This window comes from Flavobacterium restrictum, assembly GCF_007097245.1.
Taxonomy (GTDB): domain Bacteria; phylum Bacteroidota; class Bacteroidia; order Flavobacteriales; family Flavobacteriaceae; genus Flavobacterium; species Flavobacterium restrictum.
Map to the genome: position 1 here is coordinate 117,261 of NZ_VJZT01000011.1, position 15,821 is coordinate 133,081.

The 15,821-nt window shown below is 36.2% G+C and carries 16 protein-coding genes; 4 read left to right on the forward strand and 12 right to left on the reverse strand.

Annotation, left to right across the window (positions count from 1 at the left end):
• Positions 1–76 precede the first annotated feature (76 nt).
• The 6 genes from FNW21_RS11395 to fahA all read right to left on the reverse strand — a co-directional run bounded on the left by FNW21_RS11395 (position 77) and on the right by fahA (position 7,667).
• Positions 77–1,213: an aspartate aminotransferase family protein gene (locus FNW21_RS11395; protein ID WP_144256871.1), complete on the reverse strand. Its 1,137-nt coding sequence runs from the start codon at positions 1,211–1,213 to the stop codon at positions 77–79.
• A gap of 89 nt (positions 1,214–1,302) precedes the next feature.
• Complete coding sequence (gene argC, locus FNW21_RS11400) at positions 1,303–2,280, reverse strand: N-acetyl-gamma-glutamyl-phosphate reductase (protein WP_144256872.1); 978 nt, start codon at positions 2,278–2,280, stop codon at positions 1,303–1,305.
• A 327-nt stretch (positions 2,281–2,607) separates the two neighbouring features.
• The gene (locus FNW21_RS11405) at positions 2,608–3,801 is read right to left on the reverse strand and encodes an argininosuccinate synthase (RefSeq protein ID WP_144256873.1); all 1,194 of its coding nucleotides are present in this window, start codon (positions 3,799–3,801) and stop codon (positions 2,608–2,610) included.
• Between the two features lie 94 nt (positions 3,802–3,895).
• Positions 3,896–4,513, reverse strand: coding sequence for a GNAT family N-acetyltransferase (locus FNW21_RS11410; protein WP_144256889.1), 618 nt, complete (start codon positions 4,511–4,513; stop codon positions 3,896–3,898).
• Positions 4,514–5,075: 562 nt separating this feature from the next.
• The gene (locus tag FNW21_RS11415) at positions 5,076–6,254 is read right to left on the reverse strand and encodes a hypothetical protein (RefSeq protein WP_144256874.1); all 1,179 of its coding nucleotides are present in this window, start codon (positions 6,252–6,254) and stop codon (positions 5,076–5,078) included.
• Positions 6,255–6,383: 129 nt separating this feature from the next.
• Positions 6,384–7,667 (reverse strand): fumarylacetoacetase, encoded by a 1,284-nt coding sequence (gene fahA / locus FNW21_RS11420; RefSeq protein ID WP_144256875.1) that lies wholly within the window; start codon positions 7,665–7,667, stop codon positions 6,384–6,386.
• Between the two features lie 107 nt (positions 7,668–7,774).
• Here fahA and glyA point away from each other — a divergent pair, with 107 nt between their 5' ends.
• The 4 genes from glyA (at position 7,775) to FNW21_RS11440 (ending at position 12,234) form a co-directional block, all read left to right on the forward strand.
• Complete coding sequence (gene glyA, locus FNW21_RS11425) at positions 7,775–9,049, forward strand: serine hydroxymethyltransferase (RefSeq protein ID WP_144256876.1); 1,275 nt, start codon at positions 7,775–7,777, stop codon at positions 9,047–9,049.
• A gap of 128 nt (positions 9,050–9,177) precedes the next feature.
• Positions 9,178–9,771, forward strand: a complete 594-nt coding sequence (gene miaE, locus FNW21_RS11430; RefSeq protein ID WP_144256877.1) for a tRNA-(ms[2]io[6]A)-hydroxylase — start codon at positions 9,178–9,180, stop codon at positions 9,769–9,771.
• 66 nt (positions 9,772–9,837) lie between these two features.
• Positions 9,838–10,338 carry a GNAT family N-acetyltransferase gene (locus tag FNW21_RS11435; protein WP_144256878.1) on the forward strand — a complete coding sequence of 167 codons (501 nt, stop codon included), beginning with the start codon at positions 9,838–9,840 and terminating at the stop codon, positions 10,336–10,338.
• A gap of 156 nt (positions 10,339–10,494) precedes the next feature.
• The gene (locus FNW21_RS11440) at positions 10,495–12,234 is read left to right on the forward strand and encodes an alpha-L-arabinofuranosidase (RefSeq protein ID WP_144256879.1); all 1,740 of its coding nucleotides are present in this window, start codon (positions 10,495–10,497) and stop codon (positions 12,232–12,234) included.
• 15 nt (positions 12,235–12,249) lie between these two features.
• Here the strand turns inward: FNW21_RS11440 and FNW21_RS11445 are convergent, their stop codons facing one another.
• The 6 genes from FNW21_RS11445 to FNW21_RS16540 form a co-directional block, all read right to left on the reverse strand.
• Entirely contained in the window at positions 12,250–12,819 is a 570-nt protein-coding gene (locus FNW21_RS11445; protein WP_144256880.1) for a pentapeptide repeat-containing protein, read from the reverse strand.
• A gap of 208 nt (positions 12,820–13,027) precedes the next feature.
• A complete protein-coding gene (locus FNW21_RS11450) occupies positions 13,028–13,939 on the reverse strand; it encodes an alpha/beta hydrolase (RefSeq protein ID WP_144256881.1) in 912 nt (303 codons plus the stop codon).
• 211 nt (positions 13,940–14,150) lie between these two features.
• On the reverse strand, positions 14,151–14,450 hold the full coding sequence (locus FNW21_RS11455) for a type II toxin-antitoxin system RelE/ParE family toxin (RefSeq protein WP_144256882.1): 300 nt from the start codon (positions 14,448–14,450) through the stop codon (positions 14,151–14,153).
• Positions 14,450–14,695, reverse strand: a complete 246-nt coding sequence (locus FNW21_RS11460) for a type II toxin-antitoxin system ParD family antitoxin (protein WP_144256883.1) — start codon at positions 14,693–14,695, stop codon at positions 14,450–14,452. The genes FNW21_RS11455 and FNW21_RS11460 overlap by 1 nt, the downstream gene beginning before the upstream one ends.
• Before the next feature lie 198 nt (positions 14,696–14,893).
• On the reverse strand, positions 14,894–15,175 hold the full coding sequence (locus FNW21_RS16535; protein ID WP_235889625.1) for a hypothetical protein: 282 nt from the start codon (positions 15,173–15,175) through the stop codon (positions 14,894–14,896).
• 42 nt (positions 15,176–15,217) lie between these two features.
• A complete protein-coding gene (locus FNW21_RS16540) occupies positions 15,218–15,673 on the reverse strand; it encodes a tetratricopeptide repeat protein (RefSeq protein WP_235889626.1) in 456 nt (151 codons plus the stop codon).
• Positions 15,674–15,821 lie beyond the last annotated feature (148 nt).

Sequence of the window (15,821 nt, forward strand, 5' to 3'; positions counted from 1 at the left end):
GGTTTTAAGCCTTCGTTTTGTATACGGTCAGAGACCGATTTTCACTTTCACAAAGTCAGTGACTTTGCGGAGCCTTTTATTTCAACTCCGCCAAACTTTCTTTCAAAGCTACAATAAAAGTAGCAATAGCTTCTTTTTTGATGGTCAAAGGCGGCAAAATTCGCAACAAGTTTTTATTGTTGGCACTTCCTGTAAAAATGTGTTTTTCGACAATCATTTTTTTGCGCAAAGCACTCACATCAAAGTCAAATTCTACGCCCAGCATCAATCCTTTTCCTTTTACTTTCACGATTTCAGGAACTTGTTTTATGGCTTCCAAGAAATAGGCGTACACCTCATTTGCGTTATTCATCAATTTTTGATTTTCGATTACGTCTAAAACGGCAATTCCTGCAGCACAAGCAAGGTGGCTTCCGCCAAAAGTAGTTCCCAGTAATCCGTAGCTTGCCGTAAATTTAGGCGAAATCATGATGCCTCCAATTGGAAAACCGTTGCCCATTCCTTTGGCTAGGCAAATAATATCTGGTTTGATGTTGTGGTGCTGAAAGGCGAAAAATTTCCCGCTCCTACCGTAACCCGACTGTACTTCGTCTAAAATCAAAACCACCTCGTACTGATTACACAATTTTTCTATTCCTTGAAAAAATTCGGTTGTGCCTTCGTCCAATCCGCCAACGCCTTGAATTCCTTCGATAATTACAGTACAAACATCGCCTTTTTTCAATTCGGTTTCCACCAAATCAAGGTTGTTTAACGGCAGGAAAGTAACGATTTGTTGCGCATTGATTGGCGCCACGATTTTTTTATTATCTGTCACTGCAACCGCCGCCGACGTTCTTCCGTGGAAAGAATTATCAAAAGCAATTACTCTTGATTTTCCGTTGTGAAAAGAAGCTACTTTTAGCGCATTTTCATTGGCTTCGGCTCCAGAACTGCACAAGAATAAACTGTATTCTTCGCAATCTGAAAGTTTGCCTAATTTGGCCGCCAATTCCACTTGCAATGGATTCTGAATTGCATTCGAATAAAACCCAATATTGTCCAATTGGTTTTTCAATTTGGCTACATAATCCGGTTGTGTGTGCCCAATGGAAATTACTCCGTGGCCACTGTATAAATCTAAATATTCTACTCCGTTTTCGTCTGTAATCGTGCAATCTAGCGCTTTTACAGGAGTGATATTGTATAATGGGTAAACGTCAAATAAGTTCATGTTTAATTATTTTAAATTGTAAATTTTAAATTTTAAATGAGCCTCTTTTTTAAATTTAGAATTTAAAATTTAGCATTTAAAATAAAAAATTAAAATCCACTTGGTTTCAAATGCAATCCCGTACTTTCCTCCAATCCAAATAGTAAATTCATGTTTTGAATGGCTTGTCCCGAGGCGCCTTTGACTAGATTATCGATGACCGAGGTGATTAAAATCCGGTTTCCTTTTTTTTCTAAACTGATAATGCATTTATTAGTTTGAACCACTTGTTTCATATTGATGCCAGTCGTGGTAATGGTTACAAACGGTTGGGTTGCATAAAAAGCTTCGTATTTGGCTACAACAACTTCTAAACTTTCGTCGCAAGTAGTGTATAAAGTGGCAAAAATTCCTCTTGGAAAATCGCCTCTGTTCGGGATAAAAAGCAATTCGTTGGTAAAATTATCCTGTAATTGGTATAAGCTTTCTGAAATTTCGCCCAAATGTTGGTGTTCGAAAGCTTTGTAATGCGACATATTATTGTTTCTCCAACTAAAATGTGACGTTTCCGAAAGTCCAACTCCAGCTCCTGTGCTTCCCGTAGTGGCGTTGATGTGAATGTCTCCTTTTAACAATTTGGCTTTCGCCAAAGGCAATAAAGCTAATTGAATCGCAGTAGCAAAACAACCTGGATTGGCGATGTAATTGGCGTTTTTAATCGCCACTTTATTCAGTTCTGGTAAGCCGTAAACGAATTTTTTACCATCAAAAACTTTGTCTTTATGCAATCGGAAATCATTTCCAAGATCGATGATTTTGGTATGGCTCGCAAATTGGTTTTCGGTCAAAAATGTTTTTGATTTTCCGTGTCCCAAACACAAGAAAACTACATTTACGTTTGGATTTACGGTATCGGTAAAGTTCATTTCGATATCGCCCAACAAATCGTGATGCGCTACCGAAAGCGGTTTGTCAGCATTGGTGGTGCTGTACACAAAATCGAGTTTGGCATTGGGATGAAACATCAATATTCTGATGAGTTCTCCAGCTGTATAGCCTGATCCGCCAATGATTCCAATATTAATCATAATTTTTTATTTTTAAAATATGCGATAACCGTAAATGTGTTTTGTTACTTTCCTGCAAGGTTTTTTTTAACCTTGTAGGTATTAAAATAACCTAAATTATACCTGCAAGGTTTGAAAAAAACCTTGCAGGATAAACCTGGAAAATATCAATATTCGCTCTTTAGCCCCGATGGGAGGGAAAATCCTTTTTTTTAGATTTTTATACCTGTCAGGTTTCTAAAACCTGACAGGTATAAAAATCTAAAAAAAGATTGGAAGGACTGCGGGAACCAATATCTCCAGAAAATGCCTAAATTTTCGCTCCTGACACTTCTTTAAATAGCCGTATTAATCGTATTTCAAGTCGTTTACCGATGAAAATATGTTTTGAGCATTACCTAAAATCTTGATAAATCCTTTGGCATCGTCAGAAGTCCAAGCGTTGTTCATTTCGCCGTATTGACCAAAACCGGTGTTCATCAAGTCGTTTTCGGACTCAATTCCGTCCAGCGTAAAATGGTATGGTTTTAGCGAAACAATCACGGTTCCGTTTACTGTTTCTTGAGTTGATTCCAAGAAAGTTTCGATGTTGCGCATTACGGGATCCAGAAATTGTCCTTCGTGAAATAACATTCCGTACCAGTTTCCTAGTTGTTCTTTCCAGTATTGTTGCCATTTACCAAGCGTGTGTTTCTCTAACAAATGGTGTGCTTTGATGATGATTAAAGGCGCAGCGGCTTCAAAACCAACTCTTCCTTTGATTCCGATAATCGTGTCGCCTACGTGAATATCCCTACCAATGGCGTATGCGTTGGCCAATTTCTCTAGTGCAACGATATTTTTGGTTGGTGCATCAAGAACGCCATTGATACCTACTAGTTGCCCTTTTTCGAATTGAAGGGTTACTTTTTCTTCGCCTTCCTTTGTCAATTGAGATGGATAAGCCTCGCTTGGTAAAGGTTTACTTGATGTTAAGGTTTCTTTTCCGCCTACGCTTGTTCCCCAAAGTCCTTTGTTGATCGAGTATTGCGCTTTTTCCCAAGAGTAATGTACCCCATTTTTAGATAAATAATCTACCTCTTCCTGACGAGATAACTTCAAGTCACGAATAGGAGTGATAATTTCAATTTCGGGAGCGATGGTTTGGAAAATCAAATCAAAACGAATTTGGTCGTTTCCGGCACCGGTACTTCCGTGAGCAATGGCTTCGGCACCAACAGATTTGGCGTATTTTATGGCTTCAATCGCTTGAAAAACACGTTCTGCACTTACGGATAGGGGATACGTATTGTTTTTTAGAACATTGCCGTAAATTAAATATTTAATGGCTTTGTCATAATATTTATCAACGATTGTTAGGTTGGCGTGTTTGGCGCTTCCTAGTTCGTAAGCTCTGTCTTCGATTGCTTTTAATTCGGCTTCGTCAAAACCTCCTGTGTTGATTAATACGGTATGCACTTCGTACCCTTTTTCGTTTTTTAAATATTTAAGACAGTAGGATGTGTCCAATCCGCCGCTGTATGCTAATACTACTTTTTTCATTTTTTTAGGCTTTTGGCCATTAGCTTTTGGCTTTTGGCTTTGTTGTTGTTTAATTTTTAGAGCTAAAAGCGGATTGCTAAAAGCCAAGAACAATTTATTTTTTTAAGAAAAGGGCTTGTTTAATTTCTTTCAATCGGTTCCAAATCCGGACATTAAAGGGATGTTTGGGTGGGTCTTTTTGCTTTTCTTTTGGGTCATAGAGCATTCCGGTACAGAGACACATTTTGTTTTCTTTGCTTTGCAAAATTTCAAAATTAGTACAGGTTTTACAACCCGACCAAAAGCTGGGATCCGTCGTTAATTCCGAGAAAGGAACAGGTTTGTATCCTAAATCCGAATTGATTTTCATGACAGCTAATCCTGTTGTGATTCCAAATACTTTGGCATTTGGATATTTTTCTAATGAATAATCGAATACTTTGGATTTGATTTTTTTGGCTAGACCTAAATTTCTAAAATCAGGATGAACAATTAAGCCAGAATGTGCCACAAACTGGGCGTGTTGCCAGCTTTCGATATAGCAAAAACCAGCAAATTTCCCGTCTATTAATGCAATCATGGCATCTCTAGTTTCCATTTTTTTCTGGATGTATTCGGGAGTTCTTTTGGCAATACCGGTGCCTCTCAATAAGGCTGATAATTCAATAGTTTCGCATATTTCTTGCGAGAATTTATAATGCTCTTCTTGTGCTACTACGATAGAAATATTCATTTCAAAAGTCGAATTACGGGTTAAAAATCGAGATGTTTTTTGGGCTATAGCAATCATGATTATTTTGAATTTAAAATAAAATAAGTCCAAGTTGTGTTCCAACAATTTGAATTATAATTGATTACTGAAAAAAGCTGTTGTTTTTTTGGATTTGAAAATCCAACGAGAAAAAAATATGATTTCAAAATGTTGAAATGAAAAATGAATACTAAAACGAAAAGCTAATGGGAAACTATACTAATAGTGTCCGTACTTCGGGAGAAGTAGCTGGTCGGTTTTTCCGTGAGGGAGAAGTTATATGTAAACTTTTGTTATTCATTGGCGCAAAAATACAACTAAAAGTGGAATAAAAAATCAATTTTTTATTTTCAGCTGCATTTTTGCGAATAATTTATTTTTTTAAACCAATAATGGGTTTTGTAAAGTCAAAATCACTTTTTTGTTCTTTTGGTTGCGAATTTAGTGATTGATTTAAAGAGCTTGTTTTGGTTTTTTTTAGGTATCCTGTGCCTTTAATCCTTGCTTTTGAGTAGAATAGCTTATAATTGACGGTTATAGAGCGCTATTTGAATTTGTTATTGGCAAGAATTGATTTGATTTTTGCTTTTAAATCTTCTCCTGTATCGTAAATCATTTGTTCGTTGCTAGGAAATGGGACTGCTTTTTTATCAAAAAACGAATAATAATTATCGTCAGAGGCGCGTCTATCTCCTTTGTAGGTGGCATACATGTTTTCGAAAATAAATTCGCTAGTTACTGGAAATGATTGTATTAATTCGTTGGTTCTGGAATTTACAAAATCAATTTTGGCAGTTACTTGGCAGGATTTGTATTGTCTGAATTCATAAATGCGTACGGTTGCCATTTTGAGATTATCGACAAGTACTTCTTTTCCTTTTTCGTCCAAGACAACTTTGCCATTGGCATCAATCAATCGTTTTTGACCGTCTTTTATTTGTCGTTCTTTTACGAATTCTTTTTCTTTTATTTGCTCTGGCGAAAGGTATATTGCTCTAAAATTGATGAGCATATTGTAATTGTAATCAATTCCTTGTTGCTTGCTATTGTGATATACAGTCCATTTATCGTTGAGTCCGTAGGTGCTAAAATCCAATAAATCATTTTGCAAACGAACGGGAATTATCATATTGGTTTCGTTGTGTGTGCTGACCATGACAAAATCGGTTCCTTTAAATTGGGCTTCGTCTATTCGTTTTAGTACATCCTTATAATTGGGATTGATTTGGTTGAGATAATTCAAATCGTCATAGGCTTTGCGAAAACTCATTTTATTTGTAGTTAATAGCAATGCTTTGGCATTAGTATATAGGTAATTCGATAAATTATTTTTGCTGAAAACAATCTCGGAATTATAGTTGTCAAAAGGGAAAATAGCATTCCGACCTTCTTTTAGGAGTCGCAAGGGCAGTATTGGTTTTATTTTTTCCTGACGTTCGTTCAGTTGCATATATAGTGTATACAATTTTTCGATTTGTGCTGGATTTGCCTCTTTGGTCAGTAAATTGATCTCGTTTAAATCGCGTTCTTTGGCTTTGGCGAAAGCCTCTTCGAGCAAATAAATATAATCTTGCTTGCCTTTTTTGTCTTTATTGGTTTTTAAATTGGCAATCGCATTCTCAATTGCTTGATCATAATTTCCATTGCTTACTAAATTTTTGGTTTGTTTTACGCCACAAGAAGTGAGGAGGATTAGTACTGCTAAAAGAGTAATTTTTTTCATGATTGTAATTTTTTAGTCAATATAGGAGCGGGTTGTTTTGGTTTAAATTGGGAATTTCAAAAACAATGCCATAAAAAAACCTAACAAGCTGGTTTGATGTTAGGTTTTGTGGAATGTTTCATTTTGTTTTTATTTTCGTGTAAAAGGAGGTAGCAGTTTACTAGAAACTTCGCCAAAACCAATGCGTACTTGCCCGTTTTGACAATGCCCTTTTATAATAACGGTATCAAAATCATTGATGAATTTTCTAGAGCTACCATCATTTAATTGAATGGGGTTTTTGCCTCCCCAAGTCAACTCAAGCATGGATCCTAGGCTATCCTGCGTAGGGCCAGAAATGGTTCCTGATCCCATCATGTCGCCTGAATTGACACGACAACCATTGGAGGTATGGTATGCTAATTGCTGGTGCATTGTCCAATATAAGTGCTTGAAATTAGAATTTGTAACTACCGTTGGTTCGCCGTTTTCGGGCTGAATGGCCACTTCTAAATTAATATCAAATGAGTTTTTTCCTTTTTGTTGCAAATAGGGAAGAGGTGTAGGTGCTTGTTTTGGCCCCTTGGTTCGAAATGGTTCTAAAGCATCGAGTGTTACAATCCAAGGCGAGATGGAAGTTGCAAAATTTTTAGCTAAAAATGGGCCTAGTGGTATATTTTCCCATTTTTGAATATCGCGTGCACTCCAATCATTCAATAAAACCATCCCAAAAATATAATCTTCGGCTTCGCTTATGGGAATATTTTCACCCATTATATTGGCATCGGTAGTAATAAAAGCAGTTTCTAGTTCAAAATCAACTGATCGTGATGGCCCAAAAACAGGAGTAACTTCGCCATTAGGCAAGGTTTGTCCCATGGGTCTATTTACTGGAATGTGCGAAGGAACAATGGTGGAGCTTCTGCCGTGGTACCCTACTGGAATATGAAGCCAATTGGGCAATAGCCCGTTTTCCTGATTATGGGATATTTTGCCAACATTTGTTGCGTGCTCTTTGCTGGAATAAAAATCGGTATAATCGCCAATTAACACGGGCAATTGCATCTCTACATCAACCATGTTGAAGATGATTACATTGCGATGTTTTGTATTGTCACGCAATTCAGGATTTACAGCATCAAAAATAGCAGCAATCCGATTGCGAACCAAACGCCATGTTTTTTTGCCATCCGAAATAAAATCATTCAAGGTGTCTTGCATGAACATATCATCCGTAAGTTCAATGCCTTCAAAGTAATTCAACTGTTGTAATGCGCCCAAATCTATAGCGTAATCGCCAATTCGTGTGCCTACTGTCACTACATTTTCTTTGGTCAAAAAAACACCAAAAGGAATGTTTTGAATGGGGAAATCACTATTATTAGGAACTGGCAACCATGATTTTCGACTGGTATTGTTGGCGGATATTGGCATAATTTGTTAATTAATTTGTTGAAAATTACTCATCAAATATATTATAATCTAACTATTTACCAAACGTTTTTTTGTATTTTTGCGACAAATTAACGAAAATCAAAGAAATGCAACGCGACGAACAAATTTTTGACCTTATTCTTGAAGAACAAGACAGACAAATTCACGGATTGGAACTTATCGCTTCCGAAAACTTCGTAAGTGACGAAGTATTAGAAGCAGCAGGATCAGTTTTAACCAATAAATATGCCGAGGGATACCCGGGCAAAAGATACTACGGCGGTTGCGAAGTAGTAGATGTTATTGAGCAAATTGCTATAGATAGGGCCAAAGAATTGTTTGGAGCTGTTTATGCAAATGTGCAGCCACACTCGGGTTCCCAGGCTAATACAGCTGTGTATCACGCGTGTATCAAACCTGGAGATAAAATTCTAGGATTTGATTTGTCTCACGGAGGTCATTTAACACACGGTTCGCCTGTAAACTTTTCGGGACGTTTGTATACTCCTTCTTTTTACGGAGTTGATAAGGAAACTGGACGTTTAGATTATGATAAAATTCAAGAAATAGCCACTAGAGAGCAACCTAAATTAATTATCGCAGGAGCTTCGGCCTATTCCCGTGATATGGATTTTGAACGTTTTAGAGTCATTGCAGATAGTGTTGGGGCTATTTTATTGGCAGATATTTCGCATCCAGCGGGACTTATTGCCAAAGGATTATTAAACGATCCATTGCCACATTGTCATATTGTTACTACAACTACGCACAAAACGTTGCGTGGCCCACGTGGTGGATTGATTATGATGGGGAAAGATTTTGAAAACAAAATGGGTTTGACTACTCCAAAAGGCGAAATCAGAATGATGTCTTCGCTATTGGATTTAGCCGTTTTCCCGGGTAATCAAGGGGGGCCTTTAATGCATATTATTGCCGCCAAAGCAGTCGCTTTTGGTGAAGCTTTGAAAGACGAATTTTTTACCTACGCTTTGCAATTGCAAAAAAATGCCAATGCTATGGCGGATGCTTTTGTAAAAAGAGGGTACGAAATTATTTCTGGCGGGACAGATAATCACATGATGTTGATTGATTTGAGAAACAAAGGAATTTCTGGTAAAGATGCCGAAAACGCATTGGTAAAAGCTGAAATTACTGTAAATAAAAACATGGTTCCCTTTGATGACAAATCACCGTTTGTAACATCTGGAATTCGTGTAGGAACTGCCGCTATTACGACTCGTGGTTTACTAGAAGATGACATGGAAACTATTGTAGCGCTAATCGACAGAGTGCTTGTGGATCATACCAATGAGGAGGTGATCGAACAAGTAGCTGCCGAAGTGAATGAAATGATGAGCGAAAGAGCGATTTTCGTTTATTAAAAATAAATAAGTCTTACAGTTTAAAGTCGAAAGTCAAAAGTCTTGGATTGGAATTTAATATTCTGTCTTGGTTTTTTTGCTTTCGACTTTATGCTTTAAGACTGTCTAACTTTAAGACTTAAAGAAAAATGGCAGTACTACGATTACAATTACCAACCGACCCTAGATGGGTAAATATTGTCGAGAAAAACATTGAAGAAATCTTGACCGATCACGCTTGGTGCGAACAAAAAGCGGCAACAAATGCCATTACCATTATCACCAATAATTCCGAATATCAGGATTTAGTACAAGATTTAATGGCTTTGGCCAAAGAAGAAATCGATCATTTCGAACAAGTACACAATATTATTATCAAGCGAGGGTTAAAACTAGGACGCGAGCGCAAAGACGATTATGTTAATGAGTTGTATTTGTATATGAAAAAAAGCGGTAACGGCAGTCGCGTATCGGGATTGGTGGAGCGTTTGTTGTTTTCGGCAATGATCGAAGCCAGAAGTTGTGAACGTTTCAAAGTACTTTCGGAAAATATTAATGACGAAGAATTAGCTGTTTTTTATAGAGATTTAATGGAGAGCGAAGCCGGTCATTACACCACTTTTATTACCTACGCCCGAAAATACGGAGTAGGAATTGATGTAGAAAAACGCTGGCGAGAGTGGTTGGCATTTGAGGAAAGTGTGATTGCTAATTATGGCAAAAACGAAACTATACATGGCTAATTTTTTACAATTACGAATCGAGATATTTATTATAATTCCATTATACTGTCCCAATAAAATCTAAAAATGGTAAAAATTACTCTTGCTACAATTAATGATGTATTGATTATTCAAGAAATAGCGTACAAAACTTGGCCTGTTACTTATGGCGAAATTCTCTCGGTGGAGCAAATTGATTATATGCTTAAAAGTTGGTACGAAACCGATGTTTTATTAAAAAACATGGCTGATGGACAGCTGTTTTTGTTGGCTACCGAAGGTGATTCGTGTCATGGTTTTGCCGTTTATGAGCATCATTATTCGAAAGGCAATAAAACTCGAATTCACAAGATTTATATTCTTCCCGAAGGACAGGGCAAAGGAATTGGCAAGCTATTTTTAGATTATATTACAAAAACTGCGCAAGAGGAAACAACGACTTGCTTGAATTTGAATGTAAATAAATTCAATAAAGCAGTTTTGTTTTATAAAAAAATGGGTTTTGAAATTGTAGATGAGTTCGATACCGAAATTGGTAACGGCTATCTTATGGAAGATTATATGATGGAGAAAAAAATAGCGATTTAAGGATATAATTATTAAATTTTGTTTCTTTTTTTTACATTTTATGCTAATTTATGCGTACTATTTGAATAATTACGATTAGTTGTTTCTAGTAGATTGGATTATTTTTGAAAAGTGAATACTATCAAAAATATTTTTAATTGACTAAAAAACAACTATATGCAAGTAGCTCCCTCTTTAATATCTAAAATTACTTATTTTATTTTGGCTGGAATAATTTTGTTTTCCTGCTCGAATGGAGGAGATTCAGCTATTCCCATAACCCCAACTCCAACTCCTGACGTGATAACTACTCCAGCAGATCCAGCGGTTGCGAGTACAGTAGGATTCTTTCTAGACAATTGGCAAGCCAAGCAATATGTTCCGCCAACGTATGTTTCTGGAGAAATTCCCAGTGCTGCTTCAACGACTGTTACTATTGATGCCACATCGATAATAGCTAAAATACCAACGACTATTTTTGGACAAAATGGTAATAATTGGTCAGGAAAATTGAATGAAGCCAGTTTTATAACCGATCTTACTAACTTGCAACCCCACATTGTTCGTTTGCCGGGTGGGAGTGGGAGTGATGCGTATTTTTGGAATGCTGTAGATGCCACTTCACCAGGAGTTCCCGATTGTTATATTGATAAAGAGGGTAAAAAACAAGGATTTACTTATGGCAAAACCCAAGAAAATTGGCGACCAACTGTTGATGATTATTATGCCATGTTGTCCAAAAGCAATAGCAAAAGCATCATTACTTGTAATTACGGCTACGCTCGTTACGGAACAGGAAAAGATCCCGTTATGGATGCTGCAAAACTAGCCGCTGATTGGGTTGCATATGATAATGGCAGAACCGAATATTGGGAAATTGGTAACGAAAGCTACGCCGATTGGGAAGCGGGGTATCGAATTGATGTGTCTAAAAATCAAGATGGTCAGCCCGAATTATTGACTGGAAAATTGTATGCACAGCATTTTAAAATATTTGCTAGAGAAATGCGTAAAGCGGCTAAAGCTATTGGAAAAGTTATAAAAATTGGTGCCGTAATGCAAGAGTCGCCCATACAATCCTACCAAGTTGAAACAACAAAAACTTGGAATGCCACTATGCTTCCAGAAATTAATAACCAAGTTGATTATACTCCGGATTATTATATTGTACACAACTATATAACTCCCTATAATGAAAATTCTGCAGCCAGTACAATCCTAAAAGCGGCCACAACCGTTCCTGCCGAAATGATGGCTTTTGTTACCAATGAATTAAAAATTAATAACGTTGCAACAAAACCATTTGCCTTTACAGAGTGGAATATGTGGGCCAAAGACAGCAAGCAACAAGTGTCAAATAATAGTGGTCTTTTTGCTGTTATCGTTCAAGCTGAAGCTATCAAAAATAAGTACGGATTAGCCGCAAGATGGGATTTGGCGAATGCTTGGGAAAACGGAAACGATCACGGTCTTTTTAGCCGAGGTGAACCTGGAATTGCTGATTGGACACCAAGACCTTCTTTTTATCACATGTATTATTTTCAGAAATGTTTGGGCGACCGATTGGTTCCTACCACAGTTGCAGGCAACCAAAATATCAAAGCTTATGCCTCGACCTATACTACTGGGCAATCTAATGTTACGGTACTTAACACCTCGGGAACTGCGCAAAATGTTGAAATTAAAACCAAAAATCTGTCTGTTGGTACTCGTTATTATTGGTATAGTTTGGCAGGAGAAAATGACAATGGAGAATTTTCACGAAAAGTAAAAGTGAATGACGAAGGCACTACAAACGCTGCGGGAGGTCCTCAAAATTATGCGACTCTAAAAGCAAAATCAGCAGTAACAACTAACGGAATTAAGGTAACCGTTCCGGCTTGGGGAAGCGTTTACGTGATGATTGATAAAAAATAAGGAATTTAATTAGGATTAGTGCACCACAATATCATGCTTAAATAACAAGCCTTTGAGTCCTTTAAGACCAAAAATTGCTTTTTTAAGCTTTGTTTTGGTTGGATCAATGGTGTAATTAAAACTGGTTTTGAAATTGGCTTTGTTGGCAATAGCTTTGGCAAACTCGGAGCGGTACAAATCGCAATTTTCAAAAAGGACTTCGGTTAAATCAGTTGCCATAAAATCTATCGCAATTAAACTGCAATTGATGAACGTAGTTCCTTTTAATTTTAAGGTGTAAAATTTGGAAAAATCCAGCACACAATCTTTAAAATGAACTTCAAAAATGAGTTTGTCGCACATGGCAAAATTCACCTCTTTGATTTCGCAATCATTAAAACGAACGGTTCGCAGCGCAACATGATTGATTTGAGTTCCATTAAACATGCAGGAATTAAAAACACAATCGATAAAAGTGACCGCAATAAAATTACAGTCCGAGAAGTTACAATTAGTAAACGTACAACATTCAAATTCCTTGAAATTGAGTGCTTCTTTATCGTATACAACGGCTAGGTATTCTAAATCAAGGTAATATTCAGGCATTTTTTTTTAAAATCAAATTCGTTTAAAGCGGTTTTGTTTTGAGAAATGGTTAATCGATTAGCAGTACTAAGTAAGTCGAAAGTTTTAATGTCGTAAAGTCAAAAGAAGCAATATTGCCAATAACAGTTCAAAATCAATCTATTACCACATTTTTCTAATTTTTTAAAATACGGCATCATACAATTATTGTTACTTAGTTTGATTGAAACTATTTTAAATTTGTTTTTAAAAACAATATAACGGTGTCTTTTATCGCCTCGGAATCGAATCCTAAACCGCCATGTTGACCATTAGGAACAATTACAAAATCACTGGCAACCCCAGCCAGCTTTAAGTAAGAGTCTAATAATTTTGACAATGTGATAGGAACTGTTGTATCCTTATCGCCATGAAAAATGAGAAACGGTGGATCCTTTTTATCAACATACGTAGTTGCACTGGCAATTTTTGCCAAATCAGGACGTATCACTGGTTGTGCTCCAAGTAGCGCAGTTGAACTTGATTGTTGTTCTCCCTCGTTCAAAGCCATGCTCCCAATTCTAGCTATGAAATCCGAAGGGCCATAAAAGTCAATTACCCCTTTTATTTTGAAATCAGGTTGCTTGTTATTGGGATAAAAAGCTTTTATTTTAGCATTTGTAGCCGTTCCTATAAGCGAAGCCAAATATTCCCCTGCCGAAAAACCAATGACGGCTATGTTGTCTTTGTCTAAATAATATGTATTGGCGTTTTTATACAGAAAATCAATCGCTTGGTTGCAATCTTGAATTTGGGCGGGAAAAATAGCGGTAGTGCTATACCTGTAGTTGATAGAGGCAACTGCAAAACCATTAGCAAGAATGGCAGTAAGGGTTGTTTTCATGTTTTCCATATCGCCGTATTTGTCTCCTTGTCTCCAACCACCTCCATGAATCCAAATGACAAGTGCTGCTTTTTTGGCGGTATTCGCAGGGACATAAAGGTCAAGGGTGCGCGTTTCGAGCGTATCTGCAGCGTAAGCAACATCAGTCTTTATAAACGTTCCTTGCGGCAATAAAGACGCAATGTTTGACGGAATTTGCGCCGTAAGTTGATTAGCAAAAAACAGTAGAAAGGAAACAATGACAGTTCTTATTTTCATGACGAGTTGGTAGCTATTGGGGGTAGTATTTTTGTATTTTTTTTGGTTTTGCGCAAAAGGTCCTGCTTGGATTGTTGTAGTACTAGACGGGTTTGTGACTAAATCAAAACTAATTTTTGGGTTTATCAGTTTATCCTAAATACAAAATCAAATTTCAAATTAAGCCTAAAACCCAAATTGCTTATAGCGCGTGTTAGCAGTAGCTTTTTTTTTATTCCGCTAATCGATTTTCAATATCCATTCTTTCGTGTAAAACTCTTACGACTTCAATTTCATTAGTTTTGTCTTTTTTAAAGAAAATTAAATGTGATTTTACTTTTGAATATTTATATGATTTTCTAATTTTTCCAAAGTCGCAAGCCATATCAAAATTAGCTACGATATATTCAATTTCGTCAATAATTAAGTTATAATACCTATTTGCTTGTTCAACTGACCAATTATCTGCTGTATAAATCCAAATGTTATTAATGTCTTCTAATGCCTTTTCACTAATTATATACTCTGACATTATTTTTGGAAATTAGCTTTTAGCATTTCAAGATTTTTATTGCGGTCAAAATTTCTGATTTTACTACTCTTTTCGCCAATTTCTAGTTCATTGATCAAAGATTTTGTTTTAGTTTCTTCTTGCTCGAAAATTCTTAAAGCAGTTCTAACAACTTCACTTACTGAACTATATTTTCCTGTAGAAATTTGTTCATTAATAAAATTTTCAAAATAGTCTCCTAATAGTATTGATGTATTTCGTGCCATAATTTTTTTTATCAAAGATACCAATAATTGGTATTAAATTCAAATTTTTTCGTTTTTTGCGCAAAAGTTACTGCTAAATTCCCGCCGCTAGGCGAGGTTTGGGCATTATTCGAATTTGCTAAATCATTCCAAATACAAAACCAACTTTCTATTAAACCAATTGCCCAAATCCGCTGTAGCTTTTATATGATGTGCTTACTAGAGAGAGTTTTTATAAAGTTCACTTACTTTGTCCAACTTTCTTCCTAGCAATATTTGAGCATCTTTTGGTGCTTTTTCGATTTGTTCTTTAGATAAATTTTTCTCTAGTTCTTTGATGTCTTTAATTGCTTCTTCCTGTTTTAAAATACTAAAATCAATTTTTGATTCATTGTAGATTAAGTACCATAAATAGCTTTGGTAATTATCTTTTTCAAAATATTTTCCATTTTTATAAAAGTTAGCTAATTCTAATCTTGCAGAAGTTATATTTCCGCTCAAAGCAAGATTTTCAGGATTGGAGAGCTTGGCAAGTTTTATTAGTCATTCTTTGAATTTTGATGTGTCAGCTTTTACACCATTTCCTGTCAGATAACAATCTACAATATTCCACATACAAGTAGCATCATTATTGTTTGCACATTTCAGCGCATATTCAAAAGCCTTTTCAGAGTTTTGTTCGATTCCTTGTCCGTTACCATAAGCCATCATCAATGCATAATGTCCGTCATTAAATCCATTGTCAGATGATTTTTTATACCATTCGACAGCTTCTTTTTCGTTTTTAACCCCAGCTACTCCGTTTTGCAAAAAATATCCCAAATTATATTGAGCTTCAGCATTTCCTAATTCAGCTGATTTTTTTAAAATTGGGAAGGCTTCATTGTATTTTCCTTGTTGCACTAATGCTTTTGATTGTTGATTCAATTCATCTGCACTTTGTCCAAATGTTAGTTGAATAATAAAAAGAGAAATAAAAATCAAGAGGTTTTGTTTCATTTTAGTAGGGTTACGTGGGAGCGTAATATACAACTCGAATAGATGCGAAACAAACTTTCTCATAAACACCCCAGGGCAAACGCATCATAATTTGATTAATTTTTCCAGATATTGATTGTCCCATCCTGCTTTTAGGCGCTTACTTTTA

What these genes read in the sequence shown, in the direction of transcription:
- FNW21_RS11410 (WP_144256889.1), bottom strand. Translation starts at nt 4,513, where the DNA reads ATGAATATTTCTATCGTAGTAGCACAAGAAGAGCATTATAAATTCTCG.
- FNW21_RS11435 (WP_144256878.1), top strand. Translation starts at nt 9,838, where the DNA reads ATGGTAAAAATTACTCTTGCTACAATTAATGATGTATTGATTATTCAA.
- miaE (WP_144256877.1), top strand. Translation starts at nt 9,178, where the DNA reads ATGGCAGTACTACGATTACAATTACCAACCGACCCTAGATGGGTAAAT.
- FNW21_RS11405 (WP_144256873.1), bottom strand. Translation starts at nt 3,801, where the DNA reads ATGAAAAAAGTAGTATTAGCATACAGCGGCGGATTGGACACATCCTAC.
- glyA (WP_144256876.1), top strand. Translation starts at nt 7,775, where the DNA reads ATGCAACGCGACGAACAAATTTTTGACCTTATTCTTGAAGAACAAGAC.
- FNW21_RS11415 (WP_144256874.1), bottom strand. Translation starts at nt 6,254, where the DNA reads ATGAAAAAAATTACTCTTTTAGCAGTACTAATCCTCCTCACTTCTTGT.
- fahA (WP_144256875.1), bottom strand. Translation starts at nt 7,667, where the DNA reads ATGCCAATATCCGCCAACAATACCAGTCGAAAATCATGGTTGCCAGTT.
- FNW21_RS11445 (WP_144256880.1), bottom strand. Translation starts at nt 12,819, where the DNA reads ATGCCTGAATATTACCTTGATTTAGAATACCTAGCCGTTGTATACGAT.
- FNW21_RS11395 (WP_144256871.1), bottom strand. Translation starts at nt 1,213, where the DNA reads ATGAACTTATTTGACGTTTACCCATTATACAATATCACTCCTGTAAAA.
- FNW21_RS11440 (WP_144256879.1), top strand. Translation starts at nt 10,495, where the DNA reads ATGCAAGTAGCTCCCTCTTTAATATCTAAAATTACTTATTTTATTTTG.
- FNW21_RS11450 (WP_144256881.1), bottom strand. Translation starts at nt 13,939, where the DNA reads ATGAAAATAAGAACTGTCATTGTTTCCTTTCTACTGTTTTTTGCTAAT.
- FNW21_RS11455 (WP_144256882.1), bottom strand. Translation starts at nt 14,450, where the DNA reads ATGTCAGAGTATATAATTAGTGAAAAGGCATTAGAAGACATTAATAAC.
- FNW21_RS11460 (WP_144256883.1), bottom strand. Translation starts at nt 14,695, where the DNA reads ATGGCACGAAATACATCAATACTATTAGGAGACTATTTTGAAAATTTT.
- argC (WP_144256872.1), bottom strand. Translation starts at nt 2,280, where the DNA reads ATGATTAATATTGGAATCATTGGCGGATCAGGCTATACAGCTGGAGAA.
- FNW21_RS16540 (WP_235889626.1), bottom strand. Translation starts at nt 15,673, where the DNA reads ATGAAACAAAACCTCTTGATTTTTATTTCTCTTTTTATTATTCAACTA.